Source organism: Microbacterium galbinum, from assembly GCF_023101185.1.
GTDB classification, from domain to species: domain Bacteria; phylum Actinomycetota; class Actinomycetes; order Actinomycetales; family Microbacteriaceae; genus Microbacterium; species Microbacterium galbinum.
In genome coordinates this window covers 2,356,383-2,374,706 of record NZ_CP078077.1, presented here as the reverse complement: position 1 = coordinate 2,374,706, position 18,324 = coordinate 2,356,383, and the positions used below count along the sequence as shown (strand labels likewise).

Annotated in this window: 16 protein-coding genes; 10 read left to right on the top strand and 6 right to left on the bottom strand. The window is 69.5% G+C overall.

Annotated elements, in window-relative coordinates; genetic code table 11:
• Positions 1–146: 146 nt before the first annotated feature.
• Positions 147–1,145 (bottom strand): LacI family DNA-binding transcriptional regulator, encoded by a 999-nt coding sequence (locus KV396_RS11480; protein WP_247957591.1) that lies wholly within the window; start codon positions 1,143–1,145, stop codon positions 147–149.
• A gap of 159 nt (positions 1,146–1,304) precedes the next feature.
• Between KV396_RS11480 and KV396_RS11475 the strand changes: the two genes are divergently transcribed.
• From KV396_RS11475 to KV396_RS11460, 4 genes are all read left to right on the top strand, one after another.
• Positions 1,305–2,222: a carbohydrate ABC transporter permease gene (locus tag KV396_RS11475; RefSeq protein ID WP_247623054.1), complete on the top strand. Its 918-nt coding sequence runs from the start codon at positions 1,305–1,307 to the stop codon at positions 2,220–2,222.
• 46 nt (positions 2,223–2,268) lie between these two features.
• Complete coding sequence (locus KV396_RS11470; protein ID WP_247624713.1) at positions 2,269–3,114, top strand: carbohydrate ABC transporter permease; 846 nt, start codon at positions 2,269–2,271, stop codon at positions 3,112–3,114.
• 76 nt (positions 3,115–3,190) lie between these two features.
• Positions 3,191–4,546 carry an ABC transporter substrate-binding protein gene (locus tag KV396_RS11465; RefSeq protein WP_247955798.1) on the top strand — a complete coding sequence of 452 codons (1,356 nt, stop codon included), beginning with the start codon at positions 3,191–3,193 and terminating at the stop codon, positions 4,544–4,546.
• Positions 4,547–4,641: 95 nt separating this feature from the next.
• A complete protein-coding gene (locus tag KV396_RS11460) occupies positions 4,642–6,378 on the top strand; it encodes a glycoside hydrolase family 35 protein (protein WP_247955797.1) in 1,737 nt (578 codons plus the stop codon).
• Positions 6,379–6,402: 24 nt separating this feature from the next.
• Here KV396_RS11460 and KV396_RS11455 read toward each other — a convergent pair whose 3' ends face one another.
• A complete protein-coding gene (locus KV396_RS11455; protein WP_247955796.1) occupies positions 6,403–6,900 on the bottom strand; it encodes a GAF domain-containing protein in 498 nt (165 codons plus the stop codon).
• 144 nt (positions 6,901–7,044) lie between these two features.
• Between KV396_RS11455 and KV396_RS11450 the strand changes: the two genes are divergently transcribed.
• From KV396_RS11450 to KV396_RS11440, 3 genes are all read left to right on the top strand, one after another.
• Positions 7,045–8,505 (top strand): MFS transporter, encoded by a 1,461-nt coding sequence (locus KV396_RS11450; protein WP_247623058.1) that lies wholly within the window; start codon positions 7,045–7,047, stop codon positions 8,503–8,505.
• A gap of 191 nt (positions 8,506–8,696) precedes the next feature.
• Positions 8,697–8,903, top strand: a complete 207-nt coding sequence (locus KV396_RS11445) for an AsnC family protein (RefSeq protein WP_247623060.1) — start codon at positions 8,697–8,699, stop codon at positions 8,901–8,903.
• Positions 8,904–8,971: 68 nt separating this feature from the next.
• On the top strand, positions 8,972–10,873 hold the full coding sequence (locus KV396_RS11440; protein ID WP_247955795.1) for an ABC transporter ATP-binding protein: 1,902 nt from the start codon (positions 8,972–8,974) through the stop codon (positions 10,871–10,873).
• Positions 10,874–11,059: 186 nt separating this feature from the next.
• On the opposite strand, the gene KV396_RS11435 is transcribed toward KV396_RS11440, so the two are convergent.
• Positions 11,060–12,922, bottom strand: a complete 1,863-nt coding sequence (locus KV396_RS11435; protein ID WP_247955794.1) for a phosphoenolpyruvate carboxykinase (GTP) — start codon at positions 12,920–12,922, stop codon at positions 11,060–11,062.
• A gap of 111 nt (positions 12,923–13,033) precedes the next feature.
• Here KV396_RS11435 and KV396_RS11430 point away from each other — a divergent pair, with 111 nt between their 5' ends.
• Positions 13,034–14,476, top strand: a complete 1,443-nt coding sequence (locus tag KV396_RS11430; RefSeq protein ID WP_247955793.1) for an XRE family transcriptional regulator — start codon at positions 13,034–13,036, stop codon at positions 14,474–14,476.
• Between the two features lie 33 nt (positions 14,477–14,509).
• Here the strand turns inward: KV396_RS11430 and KV396_RS11425 are convergent, their stop codons facing one another.
• Positions 14,510–15,604, bottom strand: a complete 1,095-nt coding sequence (locus KV396_RS11425; RefSeq protein WP_247955792.1) for a winged helix DNA-binding domain-containing protein — start codon at positions 15,602–15,604, stop codon at positions 14,510–14,512.
• Between the two features lie 137 nt (positions 15,605–15,741).
• On the opposite strand from KV396_RS11425, the gene KV396_RS11420 reads away from it, so the two are divergent.
• A complete protein-coding gene (locus tag KV396_RS11420; protein WP_247955791.1) occupies positions 15,742–16,113 on the top strand; it encodes a DMT family transporter in 372 nt (123 codons plus the stop codon).
• The gene (locus tag KV396_RS11415; protein WP_247623066.1) at positions 16,110–16,427 is read left to right on the top strand and encodes a DMT family transporter; all 318 of its coding nucleotides are present in this window, start codon (positions 16,110–16,112) and stop codon (positions 16,425–16,427) included. Before KV396_RS11420 ends, KV396_RS11415 begins: the two co-directional genes overlap by 4 nt.
• A gap of 22 nt (positions 16,428–16,449) precedes the next feature.
• Here the strand turns inward: KV396_RS11415 and murQ are convergent, their stop codons facing one another.
• Positions 16,450–17,385: an N-acetylmuramic acid 6-phosphate etherase gene (murQ, locus tag KV396_RS11410; protein ID WP_247632663.1), complete on the bottom strand. Its 936-nt coding sequence runs from the start codon at positions 17,383–17,385 to the stop codon at positions 16,450–16,452.
• Complete coding sequence (locus tag KV396_RS11405) at positions 17,375–18,277, bottom strand: N-acetylglucosamine kinase (protein ID WP_247955790.1); 903 nt, start codon at positions 18,275–18,277, stop codon at positions 17,375–17,377. The genes murQ and KV396_RS11405 overlap by 11 nt, the downstream gene beginning before the upstream one ends.
• Positions 18,278–18,324: the final 47 nt, after the last annotated feature.

Sequence of the window (18,324 nt, the reverse complement as noted above, 5' to 3'; positions counted from 1 at the left end):
CGGGGTATCGAGTCGACATCACCGCCACAAAGTAGCCCGAATCTGAGCGCACCCGCGGGAGTTATCCACAGGCCGCCGTCGCGCATCGCGGGGCGGGGTCCTTCGACAGGCTCAGGGACCCAGTTCCGGGGGAACCTTCGACAGGCTCAGGGACCCAGTTGAGCGGGGCGCGGGGGTGCCGTGCTCTCGCGGACGACGAGTTCGGTGCCGACGAGGGGCGTCTGCGCGACCTCTCCCCCGTCGAGTTCCGCGAGCAGCGCGTCGACCGCGAGCGCGCCGACCCTCTCGGGGTGCTGCTGCACCGTCGTGAGCGGCGGCCAGATCTGCGCCGCGTCGGGCAGTCCATCGAATCCGACCACGCTGACGTCGCCGGGGATATCTCGGCCTGCTTCGCGGAACGCGCGCACCACGCCGATCGCCATCTGGTCGTTCGCGGCGAAGACCGCGGTGACGTCGTCGCGGTCGCGCAACTCGACACCGGCCCGGTAGCCGGAGGCAGCGCTCCAGTCGCCCGGGATCATCTCGGGAACCCGGCGACCCTGCGCCTCCAACGTCGACCGCCAGGCCTCGCGGCGACGTTCGGCGGAGTAGGACTCGGTCGGCCCCGACACGTGCCAGACGGTCTCGTGCCCGAGGTCGAGCAGATGCTCGGTCGCGAGCCGGGCGCCCTGCGCCTGGTCGGTGTCGACGAACGGATGCGTCGAGCCGCGGTTCGAGTCGACGAGCACGATCGGCAACCCGTCGGGGATCTCGACCTCCGCCTCATCGAGCTGGTGGGCCTCGACCACGATGATGATGCCGTCGACGGCATGCTCCTCGAGACGGCGGAACGCGCCCGCCACGGTCTCGCGGGCGCTGGACTCGACCGGGATCAGGGTGAGCGCGTAGCCCATCTGCGAGGCGCGCACGGCGATCGCGTCGAGCGTGCGCTGGTTCCCATAGGAGCTGAACGAGAACATGATCACGCCGATGGCGCGGAAGCGGCCCGATCGCAGAGCCCTGGCCGCACTGTTGGGCCGATAGCCGAGATGCTGCATCGCCTGCTCGACGCGCTCCCTGGTCGCCGCACCGACGTAGCCGCGCGCGTTCACCACCCGGGAGACGGTCTGGCCGGAGACGCCGGCCTCGCGCGCCACGTCTTCCATCGAGGGGTCTCGCCGCCGCGGCGACTGCTCTGTCGAGGATTCCAGGGACACGATTGATCATCCATTCATGTGTTGACGTTGACACACTAGCAGCGGATCGCATATGTTGACGTTGACACACGGCGCAGTGAGCGCCTGGACTTGGAGAAGGTCTCGTCGATGACGACTGAAATCATTGCGGCCCCCGGAGCCGCCGGCATCCGCCGCCGCGAGAAGCGCGACTGGAAGGGATGGGCCTTCGTCGGCCCGTTCATGCTCGTGTTCGCGCTGGTGTTCCTCACCCCGCTCGCGTACGCCCTGTACCTCAGCTTCTTCCAGGAGAAGCTCATCGGTGGCAACGCGTTCGTCGGCGTCGACAACTACGTGCGCGCCCTCACCGACCCCCAGTTCTGGGAGGCGTTCGGCCGAGTGCTGATCTTCCTCGTCGTGCAGGTGCCGATCATGCTCGCCCTCGCCCTCGGCGCGGCCCTGGCCCTCGACAGCGCGCGCCTGCGCGGGGCCTCGTTCTTCCGCATCCTGATCTTCCTGCCGTACGCGGTCCCCGCCGTCGTCGCGGTGCTCATGTGGGGCTACATCTACGGCGACCAGTTCGGTCTGACGTCGAACTTCAACGATTTCCTCGGCAGCGACCTCATCACTCCGTTCGCCCGTGAATGGATCCTCGTGTCGATCGGAAACATCGTGACGTGGCAGTTCGTCGGCTACAACATGCTGATCTTCTACTCCTCGCTCAAGACGATCCCCACCGAGATGTACGAGGCGGCCTCGCTCGACGGCGCCGGCGCCTGGCGCACGATCTTCTCCATCAAGATCCCCTCCGTGCGCGGCGCGCTCGTCATCGCCACGATCTTCTCGATCATCGGCAGCTTCCAGCTCTTCAACGAGCCCAACATCCTGCGCCCCCTCGCCCCGAACGTGATCACGACGTACTTCACCCCCAACATGTACGCGTACAACCTCTCGTTCGCGGGCCAGCAGTTCAACTACGCCGCGACGATCGCCATCATCATGGGCATCATCACGGCCGTGATCGCCTACGTCGTGCAACTGCGCGGCTCGAAGTCGGAGGTGCGCTGAGATGGCACTCCCCCTCGCCCGCTCCACACGCAAGCGCAACGACCCGATGAACCCGCGGTCGTCGAAGACGCTGCTGATCGTGATGGTCGTGTACGCGCTGTACACGCTCGTGCCGCTCGTCTGGCTGCTGTTCAGCTCGACCAAGACGCAGTCGGGCCTCTTCAGCTCGTTCGGCCTCTGGTTCGCCGACGACTTCGCGTTCATCGACAACCTGGTCGCGACGTTCTCGTTCCGCGACGGCATCTTCCTGCGCTGGCTGGGCAACACCCTGCTCTACGTCGTGGTCGGCGCGGGCGGCGCGACGCTGCTGGCGACCATGGCCGGCTACGGCCTGGCGAAGTACCGCTTCCCCGGCCGACGCGCGGTCTTCGCGATCGTGCTCGGCGCGGTCGCGGTGCCCGGCACGGCGCTCGCGGTGCCCACCTTCCTGCTCTTCAGCGAGCTGGGTCTGACGAACACCCCCTGGGCGGTCATCATCCCTTCGCTGATCAGCCCGTTCGGCCTCTACCTCATCTGGGTGTTCGCCTCGGAATCCGTGCCGACCGAACTGCTGGAAGCCGCTCGCATCGACGGCGCCGGGGAGTTCCGCACGTTCTTCACGATCTCGATGCGCCTGCTCGCACCCGGCATCGTGACCGTCGCCCTCTTCACGGTCGTCGCGACGTGGAACAACTACTTCCTGCCCTTGATCATGCTCTCCGACCCCGCCTGGTACCCGCTCACCGTGGGCCTGAACCAGTGGAGCTCGCAGGCGATCGGGGCCGGATCCCAGCCGATCTACAACCTGGTGATCATGGGCTCGCTGCTCACGATCATCCCGATCGTGATCGCCTTCCTGCTGCTGCAGCGGTTCTGGCAGTCAGGTCTCACCGCGGGAAGCGTCAAGCAGTAAGCACCCCTCTTCCCGCACCTCGCATCGCAGAAAACGTCGATCCGATGCTGGATCGCACTCCCGAAAGGACACAGCAATGAAGCACCTTCCTCACCCCGCTGCGCGCCGCACCCTGACGGTGCTCGCCGCCGGCACCGTCGCGGCTCTCGCCTTGGCCGGCTGCAGCACCGGAGGCACCGGAGGCGGCAGCGCCGCCGGCGACGGATCGTTCGACTCGGTCGAGGCCGCGCTCGAGAAGGGCGGCGAGATCACGTACTGGTCGTGGACCCCCTCCGCCGAGGCGCAGGCCGCGGCGTTCATGGACGAGTACCCGAACGTCAAGGTCAACGTCGTCAATGCCGGCACCAACACCGACGAGTACACGAAGCTGCAGAACGCCATCAAGGCGGGCTCCGGTGCTCCCGACGTCGTGCAGGTCGAGTACTACGCCTTCCCGCAGTTCGCCCTCACGGATGCCTTCGTCGACCTGTCTCAGTACGGCTTCGGCGACTTCGAGGACGACTACACCGCCTCGACCTGGAACTCGGTCACCGACGGTGACGCCATCTACGGCCTCCCCCAGGACTCGGGCCCCATGGCGCTGTTCTACAACAAGGCCGTGTTCGACGCCGCCGGCATCGCCGTGCCGACCACGTGGGACGAGTACTACGAGGCCGCGAAGGCGATCCACGCCGCGAACCCCGACGCGTACATCACCAACGACACCGGCGACGCGGGCTTCGCGACGTCGATGATCTGGCAGGCCGGCGGCCAGCCCTTCTCGACCGACGGCACCGACGTCACGATCGACCTTCAGGACGAGGGTTCGAAGAAGTGGACCGAGAACTGGAACCGTCTCGTCGAGGAAGACCTCGTCGCCCCGGTCAGCAGCTGGAGCGACGAGTGGTTCCGCGCCCTCGGCGACGGCAGCATCGCGACCCTCGTGATCGGCGCCTGGATGCCCGGCAACCTCATCTCGGGTGCGCCCGACGGCGCCGGTGACTGGCGCGTCGCTCCGATGCCGACCTACGACGGCACCCCCGCCAGCGCCGAGAACGGCGGCGGCGGCCAGGCCGTGACCACGCAGAGCGAGAACCCGGAGCTCGCGGCCGGATTCCTGTGGTGGCTCAACAACTCCGAGGACAGCATCTCGCTCTTCCTCGAGAGCGGCGGCTTCCCGTCGACCTCCGCCGAGCTGTCGAGCGAGGAGTTCCTCTCCGACGCCCCGGAGTACTTCGGCGGCCAGAAGATCAACGAGGTACTCGCCGCAGCGGCCGAGGACGTGGTCCCCGACTGGAGCTACCTCCCCTACCAGGTCTACGGCATCAGCATCTTCGGTGACACCGTCGGCCAGGCCTACCAGAACGGCACCGACCTGAACGAGGGCCTCATCGCCTGGCAGGACGCGCTGGTCGAGTACGGCAACTCGCAGGGCTTCAGCGTCAACAAGTAACACGGTGGCCGGATCGGGCCCTTCGACAGGCTCAGGGAACGATCCTGAGCTCGGGACCCGATCCGGCCACTTCTCTACCGAAAGCACTTCACATCGTGACCTCCTTCACCATCGGCGACACCGACTTCCTCCGCGACGGACGGAAGCACCAGGTCATCGCCGGCGCCCTGCACTACTTCCGCATCCACCCGGACCAGTGGCAGGACCGCATCCGCAAGGCGCGCCTGATGGGTCTCAACACGATCGAGACCTACGTCGCCTGGAACGCGCACGAACCTCGGCGCGGCGAGTGGGACGCCACCGGATGGAACGACCTCGGCCGCTTCCTCGACCTCGTGCACGCGGAGGGGATGGACGCGATCGTGCGCCCCGGACCGTACATCTGCGCCGAGTGGCACAACGGCGGCCTGCCGACCTGGCTGACCGCCGGCGAGCGCGCTCTGCGCTCCTCCGATCCGGCGTTCCTCGCCGATATCAGCGCCTACCTGCGCCGCGTGTACGAGATCGTCGCCCCGCGGCAGATCGACCGCGGAGGTCCCGTCGTGCTCGTGCAGATCGAGAACGAGTACGGCGCCTACGGCTCCGACAAGGCCTACCTCGAAGCCCTCGTCGCCCTCACCCGCGAGGCCGGGATCACGGTGCCGCTCACGACCGTCGATCAGCCCACCGATCAGATGCTCGCCGATGGCAGCCTGCCCGAGCTCCACAAGACCGGCTCGTTCGGATCGCGCAGCACCGAGCGTCTCGCGACCCTGCGCGCGCACCAGCCCACCGGGCCCCTCATGTGCTCCGAGTTCTGGGACGGATGGTTCGACTGGTGGGGCGGGGTGCACCACACGACCGACGTGGATGCCGCGGCATCCGATCTCGACGCCCTGCTCGCCGCAGGAGCGTCGGTGAACATCTACATGTTCCACGGCGGCACGAACTTCGGCCTGACGAACGGCGCGAACCACAAGGGTCGCTACCTCCCGATCGTCACGTCGTACGACTACGACGCCCCGCTCGACGAGGCCGGCGATCCGACGGCGAAGTTCTTCGCCTTCCGCGACGTGATCGCGAAGTACGCGCCGGTTCCCGACGAGCTGCCCGCGCCCCGGGCATCCGCCCCGGTCGCGAGCGTCGAACTCACGCCCGCCGGCGCCTGGACGGACGCCGCGGCATCCGCTTCTCCTGCTCCACTCCCGGCCACGTTCGATGAGTTGGGGCACCTCAGCGCCCTTGTGCGCTACGACGTCGCCCTTCCTCCGATGAGCGGCCCCGGCCTGCTCACGGTCGAGGAGGTGCGCGACCTCGCCTGGGTGAGCGTCGACGGCCAGCCCGTCGGCACCCTGTCGCGCACGCGGCACGACCAGGCGCTGCGGATCCCCGCCGGTCGCACCCTCAGCATCCTCGTCGAGGAGCAGGGTCGCGTGAACTACGACCATCGTCTCGGCGAGGAGAAGGGCCTGATCGGCGCTCCGATGCTCGATGGTGCGCCCCTTGGCGACTGGACCTCGACTCCGCTCGACGTGCAGGCCATCGCCGACGAGGTCGCGACCCGCACCGCCCCCCGATCGGGCGACGGCCCGCACGCCTGGACGGGTGACCTCGTGCTGGATGCTCCGGCCGACCTCTTCCTCGACACCGGCGCGTGGACCAAGGGATACGCGTTCGTGAACGGGTTCTTCCTCGGCCGCTACTGGCGCAACGGTCCGCAGCGCACGCTGTTCGTTCCCGCGCCGGCGACCCGCGCCGGGGTGAACCGCGTCGTCGTGCTCGAACTCGAGGAACTGCTCTCGCCGCGTGCGGAGTTCGTGCGCGGACTGTGCCTGGGCGACACCGAGGAGTGACCGTAGCCGGCGAAAGCCGAGGGCTCAGACGTCGCCGCGGTGCTGCTGCCAGATCGCTGCCGTGGGCGGCGTGACGCCCTCGGCACGGATGCGCTGCCAGTTGCGTCCGCCACGACCGAAGGCGGCCTGCACGGCGCCGGGGACGACGCTCTCCTCGATCGGCTCGCGGATCCAGTCGCAGCGGCGCACGTGCACGAGGTCCGCGGCGAGCGCCTCCGCCGTGGCGTCGTAGGCCCACGGACCGGTGAGCCGCCCGAGGTAGCTCAGGCCGTCGATGTCGCGCGTCCAGACGTAGGCCCCGATCGGCGCCTTGGCGAAGCGCTCGATCCTCCACGCCAAACGGATGCCGCTCTGCTCGTCGGCGCGGGCGAGCGCGGACTCCAGAGTCGTCGGCGACGGCGACACCCGGCCGCCGATTCCGCAGATCCCGAGCGCGAGCGCCCGCTCGGCGCCGACACCCCGCGGCACGGCGTCATCGCGTGAACGCATCGGGGCCCGGTAGACGGGCATTTCGGTCGCCATGCAGATGTCCCCTCGTCGGCCCGACTCTACGCATCGCGTCACACAGAGCCTTCCGACCCCGCCCGGCGTACAGCGAACACTCAGGAAGGCGTAAACTCGCCCGAGTGTCTCGGTATACCGAGGCACTTATTCCTAAGGAGCAGCATGAGTACGACCACAGCGCCGGCGAATCCCCGCTCGCGTGTCATCACCGCGAGCCTGGTCGGCACGACCATCGAGTTCTACGACTTCTACGCCTACGCCACGGCGGCCGTGCTCGTGTTCCCGGTCCTCTTCTTCCCGACCGGCAACGACACCACCTCCCTCCTCGCCTCGTTCGGCGTCTTCGGCGCGGCGATGGTCGCCCGCCCCATCGGCGCGGTGGTCTTCGGACACTTCGGCGACAAGTACGGCCGCAAGGCGACGCTCGTCGCCTCGCTGCTCACGATGGGTATCGCGACGTTCCTCATCGGGCTCCTGCCCACCTTCCAGCAGATCGGCTGGGTGGCCGCCCTCCTGCTGCTGATCATGCGTCTCGCACAGGGCTTCGCGCTCGGCGGCGAGTGGTCGGGGGCGGCCCTGGTCGCCACCGAGAACGCGCCGAAGGGCAAGCGCGCCTGGTACGGCACCTTCCCGCAGCTCGGCGCTCCGCTCGGGTTCATCATCGCGAACCTGCTGTTCCTCAGCATCAACTGGCTGCTCCCCCACGCCGAGAACCCGGCACTGAAGTCCGAGGCGTTCCTCTCGTGGGGCTGGCGCATCCCGTTCCTGTTCTCCGCCGTGATGGTCATCATCGGCCTCTGGGTGCGTCTGCGCCTCGTCGAGTCCGACACCTTCAAGAAGGCCGAGACCAAGGGCACGATCCGCAAGCTCCCGCTCGCGACCGTCTTCCGCCACCACTGGAAGCAGCTCATCCTCGGCACGTTCTTCATGCTGGCGACGTACGTGCTGTTCTACCTGATGACGAACTTCACGCTGTCGTACGGCACGAAGGCGGCCTCGCTCGAGACGGCATCCGCCGCCGCACAGGCCGCCGCGGAGGCCGCCGGCAACGACTTCGACGCGTCGGCGTTCGCCGCCCAGTTCTACCCCGGTCTCGGCTTCGGCTACACGGACTTCGTGCTCATGCAGATCATCGGTGTCGTGTTCTTCGGAATCTTCACCCTGCTGTCGGGTCCGATCGCCGACAAGATCGGCCGCCGCAAGCTGCTGCTCTGGGTCACGGGCCTCATCATCATCTTCGGTCTGACGTTCAACGCATTCCTGCTGCCGGCCGTCGACCCGAAGTTCACCGGTGCTCTCGCCCAGGCGTTCCTCGTGTTCGGCTTCATGCTCATGGGCGCCACTTTCGGCCCGATGGGCGCCCTGCTGCCCGAGCTCTTCCCGACGAACGTGCGCTACTCGGGCTCGGCGATCTCGTACAACGTCTCGTCGATCCTCGGCGCGGCCGTCGCACCCCTCATCGCGGTGTGGCTGTGGCAGGCGGGCGGCGGCGCCCCGTGGCTCGTGGGTCTGTACCTCTCGTCGATGGGTGTTCTCACGTTCATCGCCCTGGTGCTCTCGAAGGAGACGAAGGACGTCGACTACGAGGACGACCTCGGTGTGGCGGCGACGCCGCAGCCGTAACGGCATCCGCGGAAACGCCCTCGGCCCTCGCTTCGCGAGGTGACGGGGGCGTTTCTCGTGCCGGGCGCTGTTCCCGTCGCACTCTCCGTCGCTTGAGCGGCCGCATGCCGACAGAAACTGCGACGGGAGCGGGGATCCGCACGCGTCAATGTGAGTTGACATTTCGAAACTGAGTCAACTAGCGTTGACGCATGAGCATCCGCACTGCGATCGCGACCGACCCCGAGGGCGAGCCCCTCGCCGAGCTGAACCGTCTCACGGCACTCCGCCGCGAGATCTCGCGCGCCGAGGAGGCCCAGGTGCGCCGGGCGCGCAACGGCGGCTACTCCTGGCAGGCCATCGCCAGCGCCCTCGGCGTATCGAAGCAGGCTGCGCACCGCCGGTTCGGGCGATCCTGAGCGAGCGCGGACGCCCTCTGCACGAAGTACGGTCGTAGTACCCCCCTTTTCCCAGAACGAGGTCTTCCATGTCCCGGACGGCGACACCGCGCCGACGCGGACGCGGCGCGCAGCAGGATGGCCCGCGCGCCACGTTCCGCCAGCTCCTCCCCTTCCTCTTCGAGCACAAGCGCACGCTCGTCGTCGTAGCCGTACTCAGCGTCTTCGGCGCCGCGACCTCGCTGGTCCAACCGCTGCTCGTCGGGCAGGTCATCGAAGCCGTGCAGTCCGGCGGCACGCTCGGGATCCTGGTGTGGTTGCTGATCGGATTCGTGATCGTGTCGTCGATCATCTCCGGCTTCCAGCACTACCTGCTGCAGCGCACCGGCACCGCGGTCGTGCTCTCCAGCCGCCGCAAGCTCATCGCCCGCATCCTGCACCTGCCGACCTCGGAGTTCGACGCGCGCCGCACCGGCGACCTCGTCTCGCGCGTCGGCACCGACACGACCCTGCTCTACGCCGTGCTCACGCAGGGACTGGCGGATGCCGTCGGCAGCGCCGTGCTCTTCGTGGGAGCCCTCGTGGCGATGCTCGTGATCGACCCGATCCTCCTGCTGCTGATCGTGCTGGTGATCGGCGTCTCCGTCGTCGTCGTGGTGGCGCTCAGCGGCCGCATCCGCACGGCCTCGACCGCGCAGCAGCAGAAGGTCGGCGAGCTGGCCTCCGGTGTCGAGCGCGCGGTGGGGTCCATCCGCACGATCCGCGCGTCCGGCGCGACCGAGCGCGAGACCGCGACCGTGTCGCAGACGGCCGACGAGGCCTACGGCATCGGCGTGCGGATCGCGAAGATCTCCTCGCTCGTGGTGCCGGTCGCGGGCATCGCCCTCCAGCTCTCGCTGATCGTGGTGCTCGGCGTCGGCGGGTTCCGCGTCGCCGCCGGTGCACTCTCGATCGCCTCTCTGATCGCGTTCATCATGTTCCTCTTCCTGCTGGTCATGCCGCTCGCGACGACGTTCGGGGCGATCACCTCGGTCAATCAGGCGCTCGGCGCACTCGGCCGCATCCAGGAGGTGCTCGACCTGCCGACCGAGACGCAGGACGACGAGCGGATCGCCGCCGACATCGTGCGCACCGCGACGGCACCGGATGCTCCCGCGATCGAGTTCCGCGACGTGCACTTCCGCTACCCCGACAACGTGGTCGCTGCGCGCGAGGCGGCGGCGAAGGCCGCCCGGACGCTGCTCGAAGACGCCCACGTCGAGAAGCCGGAGACGACCCTCGACACCACTCCCGCAGCCGACGCCCCCGACCGCGAGGTGCTGCGCGGCGTCTCGTTCGCCGTTCCCCGCGGCGCCCGCGTCGCTCTCGTCGGGCCCAGCGGCGCCGGCAAGAGCACGATCCTCTCGCTCGTCGAGCGCTTCTACGACCCGACGGGCGGATCGATCCGCGTGCACGGGCACGACGCGCGCACCTACCCTCGCGACGAGCTGCGCGCGCACTTCGGCTACGTCGAGCAGGACGCTCCGACCCTCGCCGGCACGCTCGCCGACAACCTGCGACTCGCCTCTCCCGCGGCATCCGATGCGGACTGCGAACGGGTGCTGCGCGCGGTCAACCTGGGCGACGTGCTCGAGCGCAGCCCCCTGGGCCTTGCGGCACCGGTCGGCGAGGACGGCGTGATGCTCTCGGGCGGCGAGCGCCAGCGACTCGCGATCGCCCGCGCCCTGCTCACCGACGCTCCGATCCTGCTGCTCGACGAGTCGACCTCCTCGCTCGACGGCGTGAACGAGCAGCGCATGCGCGAGGCGATCGACGCCGTCTCGACCGACCGCACCCTCGTGGTGATCGCGCACCGCCTCTCGACGGTCGTGGACAGCGACCTCATCGTCGTGCTGCAGGACGGCGAGGTGGTCGGTCAGGGCACGCACGCGGAGCTCGTCGAGTCGACGCCGCTGTACCGCGACCTCGCCCGCCACCAGCTGCTCGCCTGATCCGACCGCTGCACCCGGTCACACGGCGCGACGCGCACGGAAAGACGCGACGGCGGGATACCGGAGACCACTCAGCCATGGGTTCGTCTCCGACATCCCGCCGTCGCGGGTCTGTGCGCGCGTCCTGCGATGGGGACCCGCAGAGGTGCCGGCTCCCCCGAACCGGCACCTGGCCCTGCGCTCCGGTTACGCCTTCTCGAGGCGGTACCGGAGCGACGCCAGTTCGGCACGCAGGGCGGCCGGAAGCCGGTCGCCGAACGTGTCGTAGAACTCCTGGGTGCGATCGGCCTCGATCCGCCACGCCGCGGGGTCGACCTCGAACAGCTCGTCGAGGTCGGCCTGCGGGATGTCGAGCCCCGTGAGGTTGAGGTCCTGCGTGCGCGGCAGGCGCCCGATCGGACTGTCGACGGCCGGCACCTCGCCGGCGATCCGGCGGATGATCCAGTCGACGACCCGCGAGTTATCACCGAACCCGGGCCACAGGAAGCGCCCGTCTTCGCCGCGGCGGAACCAGTTGACCTGGAAGATGCGCGGCGCACGATCGAAGCGCAGACCGCGACCGACCTTCAACCAGTGACCGAAGTAGTCGCCCATGTTGTAGCCGCAGAACGGGAGCATCGCGAAGGGATCGCGGCGCAGCTCGCCGAGGGTTCCCTCGGCCGCGGCGGTGCGCTCGGACGAGATGTTCGATCCGAGGAAGACGCCGTGGGTCCAGTCGGTCGCCTCGACGACGAGAGGGACGTTGCTGGCGCGACGCCCACCGAACAGGATGACGTCGAGCGGCACGGCCTCCTCCCAGTCCTCGGCGATCTGCGGGCACTGGGCCGCGGAGACGGTGAAACGGGAGTTCGGGTGAGCGGCCGGGCGGCCGGAGTCCGGCGTCCAGGCATTGCCCTCCCAGTCGGTGAGCTCGGCGGGAGCGGTGTCGGTCAGTCCCTCCCACCACACGTCGCCGTCGGGGCGCAGGGCGACGTTCGTGAAGATCGTGTTGCCCCACAGCGTCTCGACCGCCGTGACGTTGGTCGCCTCGCCCGTACCCGGAGCGACGCCGAAGAAGCCTGCTTCGGGGTTGATCGCCCAGAGGCGCCCGTCCTCTCCCGGACGGATCCACGCGATGTCGTCGCCCAGCGTCTCGACCTTCCATCCGGGGATCGTGGGGCGCAGCATCGCGAGGTTCGTCTTGCCGCACGCCGAGGGGAACGCCGCAGCCACGTGGTAGGCCGTGCCCTGCGGGTCGATCACGCGGATCAGCAGCATGTGCTCGGCGAGCCAGCCCTCGTCGCGAGCGATCACCGAGGCGATGCGCAGCGCGAAGCACTTCTTGGCGAGGATCGCGTTACCGCCGTATCCCGAGCCGTAGGAGAACACCTCGAGGGTGTCGGGGAAGTGCACGATGTACTTCTCGTCGTTGCACGGCCACTCGGCATCCGCCTGTCCCGGCGCGAGCGGGGCGCCGACGGTGTGCGCGGTGCGCACCCACGGGGCGCCGTCGGCGATCTGCCGGGTGACGGCATCGCCGACGCGGGTCATGATGCCGATCGAGGCGACCGCGTAGGCGCTGTCGGTGATCTGCACGCCGATGTGCGAGAGCGGGCCGCCGACCGCACCCATCGAGAACGGCACGACGTACATCGTGCGTCCGCGCATGGACCCGGCGAACAGGTCCGTCATCTTCTCGTGCATCTCGGCGGGTGGTGCCCAGTTGTTCGTGGGACCTGCGTCCTCCTCCTTCTCGGAGGAGATGAACGTGCGCCCCTCGGTGCGGGCGACGTCGCTGGGGTGCGAGCGGGCGAGGTACGAGCCGGGACGCCACTCGGGGTTGAGCTTGATGAGCTTACCCTCGGAGACGAGGCCGCGCAGCAGCCAGTCGTTCTCGGCGCGCGACCCGTCGACCCAGTGCACGGAATCGGGCTGCGTCAGCTCCGCCATCTCGTCGACCCAGGCCACCAGCTCCGCCATCGCGGGAGTGTCATAGGCCGGCACTGCGCCGAAGGTGCGCGCGGCGGCGACGGGCGAGGTGCGAGGGGTGAAGACTTCGGCGATGGCCATGGGCTGCTCCTTTGAAGTGTGGGGCGTTGAACCCATCTTCTTCGGCATTCCTCGGGACTTTTCGACGATTCCGTTCGTAAATATCGCGATTCTTTCGTCTAAGATCAAGGAATGGCGTCCTCCGGCATCCATCTCACGACCCTCGGCCATCGCATCCGTCACCACCGGCAGGCTCAGGGGTTCACCCTCGACGAGCTCGGCGCGCTCGTGGGCGTCGCGGGGTCGCAGCTCAGCCTGATCGAGAACGGCAAGCGCGAGCCGAAACTCTCGCTGCTGCAGGCCATCGCCCAGGCCACGGGCACCGAGGTCACCGACCTCATCTCGGGCGAGCCGCCGAACCGCCGCGCGGCTCTCGAGATCGAGCTCGACCGCGCGCAGGAGAGCCCGGTGTTCCGCCAGCTCGGCATCTCCCCCGTGCGCGTGACGAAGGGCATGAGCGACGAGACGATCGAGTCGGTGCTGGGCCTGCACCGCGAGCTCCAGCGCCGCGAGCGCGAGGCCATCGCGACCCCGGAGGAGGCCCGCCGCGCCAACACCGAGCTCCGGCTGCGGATGCGGGCGCAGAACAACTACCTCGGCGACATCGAGAAGCTCGCCGAGAAGCAGCTCAAGGCCGCCGGGCACGTGCAGGGCGCGCTCAGCCACCGCACCGTGAGCATCATGGCCGAGCGCCTCGGGTTCGAGCTCATCTACGTCAACGACCTGCCGCACTCCACACGCTCGGTCACCGACCTCGAGAACGGGCGCATCTACCTGCCGCCCGCTTCCATCCCCGGCGGCCACGGCCTGCGCTCCATGGCGCTGCAGGCGATGGCCCACCGCCTGCTCGGGCACACCCCGCCCACCGACTACGCCGACTTCCTGCAGCAGCGCCTCGAGATCAACTACTTCGGTGCGTGCTGCCTGCTGCCCGAGACCGCATCCGTCGCCTTCCTGCAGCAGGCCAAGAAGGATCGCAACCTCGCCGTCGAGGACTTCCGCGACGCCTTCGGTGTCACGCACGAGGCCGCGGGGATGCGGATGACCAACCTGCTCACCCAGCACCTGGGCATGTCGCTGCACTTCCTGCGCGTGGACTCCGACGGCGCGATCACCCGTGTCTACGAGAACGACGACCTGCCCCTGCCCATGGACGTCACCGGGGCCGTCGAGGGTCAGCGCGTGTGCCGAAAGTTCCAGGCACGGGCGGCCTTCACGCAGCAGAACCGCACGACCGAGCATCACCAGTACACCGACACTCCGTCGGGCACGTTCTGGTGCTCGACCCAGACCGGGTCGTCGGCCGACGGCGAGTTCTCGATCACGGTGGGCGTCCCCTTCGACGACGCACGCTGGTGGCGCGGTCGCGAGACGACCGATCGCGCGGTGTCGAACTGCCCCGACGAATCGTGCTGCCGACGCCCGTCGTCGGAGCTGACGGAGCGCTGGAACGGCAAGTCGTGGCCGAGCGCCCGCGTGCACACCCACATGTTCTCGCCGCTGCCCCGTGGCGCCTTCCCCGGCGTCGACGACAGCGAGGTCTACGAGTTCCTCGGGCGTCACGCCGAGGAGTGATCCGCGGCGTCCATCTGCGGGTCGCTCCGCGGATCAGGCCGCGGCACCGAGGAACGCCGCATGACGCGCAAGCGCGGCGCGCACCTGCTCGTCGATCTCCGGATCGAGCGCCGGCCGCTCCCCCGCGGCGAACAGCTCGACGACCGCCTCACCGCCCCCGCGTCCGGATGCCGGCGGCAGACGCCACACCCCGACCACCTCGCCGTCGACGACCACGACGGGGCGCACCATGCCGTTCTTGCCCGGACCTACCGCGGCCAGCCCCTCGGGCGGGCACACGAGCGTGCGATCCGCATAGGAGATGTAGTACTCGTCGAAGGCTCCGAGCACCTGCACCCGTGGCGCCCCGGGCGAGCGACGCGGTGGTGCGACCGCTGCATAGGTGCCCTCCTCGACCTCGACCACGCGGGCGCCCGCGCGGGCCACGGCCTCGCGCGACGCCCCGAGGGTGAGCCCCGACCACCACGCGAAGTCCTCGACGCGCACCGGCCCGTGGCCGTCGACGTAGCGCACGAAGAGTTCGGCGAGCGGATCGTCGGGCCGCACCGAGTCACGGATCCACGCCTCGGTCGCGACGAAGCGCTGTTCGCGGGTGATCCCCGCGGAGGTCGTCGCGGGCACGACCGGGCCCTGACAGATCTCGCCCCGCATCGCGAGAGCTCCGAGCAGATGCACACCGCGCTGATCCCGCGGGTCGATGCCGGCATCCGACCATCGCGCGAAGGCCTCGGCGCGGGAACAGCCGCCATCGCGGAGCACCGGGTCGATGATCCGGGCCGCGCGTCGCAGCAGCTCGTCGTCGATACCGAGATCCCGATGGCGCGTCGCGGCGGCCGCCAACTGACGCGCCCCGGTGACCGACAGCACCCACCCCAGATCTCGTGCCGGGATCGTGTGCAGGGTGCCGCGCATCGTCCAGGCACGCACGAGGTCGCCGCGATCGAACGCGCGATCGACCGTCTCCAAGGCGACGGTGCCGCGCGTGCGGGCAGCCAGCGCCCATCGCCCGGCGGTGAAGTCCTGGCTCTGCACCGCCAGCATGTGCCTCGCCGCCTCGACCACCGACGCGGCGCGCGCGGTGAGCCGATGCGAACGAAGGCGCTCGCGGCGCAACGACGCGCGGTTCATGTCCCCATGATGCCCGGTACCCCCGACACCCGTTCACCTGCCGGACAGGGAATCCTGCGAGCATCCGACGCGTTCTCCCCTGCGGCGCACGATCCCCGGCATCCGCCGTCGGCACCGCCGCTCCCGAAAGGCCCTCGATGACAGACCGACCCCACCGCTCGCCGTGGCCGCCCCTGCTGATCGCGATCGCGCTCGAGGTATCGGCGACGCTGTCGCTGCGCGCGGCCGAGGGCTTCACGCATCCGCTCTGGCTGATCGCGGTCGTCGCCGGGTACACCGGGTCGCTGTGGTTGCTCTCGGTCGTGCTCGATCGGGGGATGCCGGTGGGCGTCGCCTACGGCATCTGGTCGGCGATCGGCGTCGTGCTCACCGCCGTGCTGGGCACAGTGCTGTTCGGTGAGACGCTCGGCACGGTGCAGATCATCGGTGTCGGCGCGATCGTGATCGGCGTGCTGCTCGTGGAGCTCGGCTCGCACGCCCGCCCGACCTCGACGGAGGTCGCCTCATGATCTGGCTGCTGCTGGTTCTCGCGATCGCCAGCGAGGTCACCGCCACACTGAGCCTGCGTGCCTCGGAGGGCCTGCGCCGCCGGCGGTGGATCCCCGTGATCGTCGTCGGCTACCTCGCCGCGTTCTCGCTGCTGGGCACGATCCTGGCGATGGGCATGCCCGTGGGCGTCGCCTACGGGATCTGGGCCGCCGCCGGCGTGGCGATCACGGCCGTGATGGGCCGCATCCTCTTCAAGGACCACTTCTCGGCGATGATGGCCGCGGGCGTCGCGCTCATCGCGGTCGGCGTCGCACTGATCGAGTTCGGGCACTGACCCCCGCGGCAGCCGGACGAGCTCAGCTCAGCGCCGAGATCGCCTCGCGCAGCAGACCGTCGGCCGCGTCGAGGGCGGAGGCCGCGTCGGCGGGCGTCGCGCCGGTCGCGAGGATGAGCACCGCGAGCTTGACCGATCCGTCGGCGGCGACGAGCGCGCGCGCGGCCTCGTCGGTGTCGACCCCGGCGAGCTGCGACACCGTGCGGATCGACCGCGCGTGCAGCTTCTCGTTGGTGGCGAGAAGATCGACCATGACGCCGCGGTAGGTCTTGCCGAGCTTGATCATCGAGAGCGTCGTGAGCATGTTGACCACGAGCTTCTGCGCGGTGCCCGACTTCAGGCGCGTCGACCCGGAGATGAACTCCGGTCCCGTCACGACCTCGATCGCGATGTCGGCGGCGGCACCGATCGCGGAGGCCCGGTTCGAGGCGATCGCGACCGTGAGTGCGCCCAGACCGCGGGCGTAGTCGAGTCCGCCGATCACGTAGGGCGTGCGGCCCGAGGCCGAGATGCCGACGACCGTGTCGGATGCGGTGAGCTGCAGTTCCGCCAGTGATGCGGCTGCGGCGTCGGCGTCGTCCTCGGCGTTCTCGACGGCCGAACGGATCGCCGTCTCACCGCCCGCGATGATGCCGACCACGAGCGACGGGTCGGTTCCGAAGGTGGGCGGGCACTCGCTCGCGTCGAGCACGCCGATGCGACCGGCCGTCCCCGCACCGATGTAGATGAGGCGCCCTCCGCGACGGAAGCGCTCGGTGATGCCGTCGACGGCGGCGGCGATCTGCGCGGCCTCCGCGGCCACCGCTCCCGCCACCCGGGCGTCCTCGGCGTTCATGCGCTCGACGAGCTGTGCGCTCGTCAGCAGATCGAGGTCGCCGCGCTCGGTGGTCGCGGCCTCGGTGTCGAGCTTCGACAGCTCCTCGATCAGAGCGGTGAGTCGGGTGTCGTCATTCGGCACGGTGCACGAACCTTTCGTGAGGGAGATCGAAGCGGGTGGCGAGCAGGAGGGCACCGTCGATCGCGTCGCCGACGGGCGGCCGCACCCGGCGGCCGGCGGCGGAGAGCGCGTCGGTGAGCCGCGCACGGAACCAGGCGTGGTCGGTGAGTCCGCCGTGCAGCACGACATCGGGCGTCGTGGACGCCGCGACGGCGGAGGCGGTGAGCAGGCGGGTCGCCTCGGCGGCGATGGCCGCGGCGGCCTCATCGCCAGCCTCGGCGGCATCCAGGGCGAGCGGAGCGAGGGTTGCGAGACGTCGGGCGAGTGGATCGCCGTGTGCGAGCCAAGGGATGATGTCGGATGCCGCGCCCACGGGTTCCGCGATCGCCTCCGTGAGAGAGGTCGCGGGCCCGAGACCGTCGGCGGCGCGCAGTACCGCGCGGAGCACCTCGCGGCCGAGCCAGGAGCCGCTTCCGAGGTCGCCGACGTCGGGACCCCAGCCGTCGACGAGACGGGCGCCCTCGACATCCGTTCCGAGGGCCGCGGCGCCCGTGCCGGCGATGAGAAGCACGCCGTCGCCGCCGTCGAGCGCTCCGGCGTGGGCGGTGACGACATCGGAGGTCACGGCGACGGGGGCCAGCACGCGCGCGGCGAGGAGACCGGCCAGGCGCTGCGCGGCGGCGGGTGCGGCCCACGCACCTGCCGCCCCGATGGAGAGGGCCGAGATCATCCCGTCCGGTACCTCGGCGAGCACGGTCTCGACCGCGGCCAGCGCGGCGCTGACACCGTCGGCGGCGGCGAGCCCCGGCGCACCTGTACCCTCATGTGCAGGCCGGCGTGTCGGATCGGCGACCACCAGTCGGCAGCGCGACTTGCCGAGGTCGACGGCGAGCACGCGGGACATCGAGATCATAAAAATAGTCTACGCAGATTGACGGCGACATGAAAGAATTCTTCACA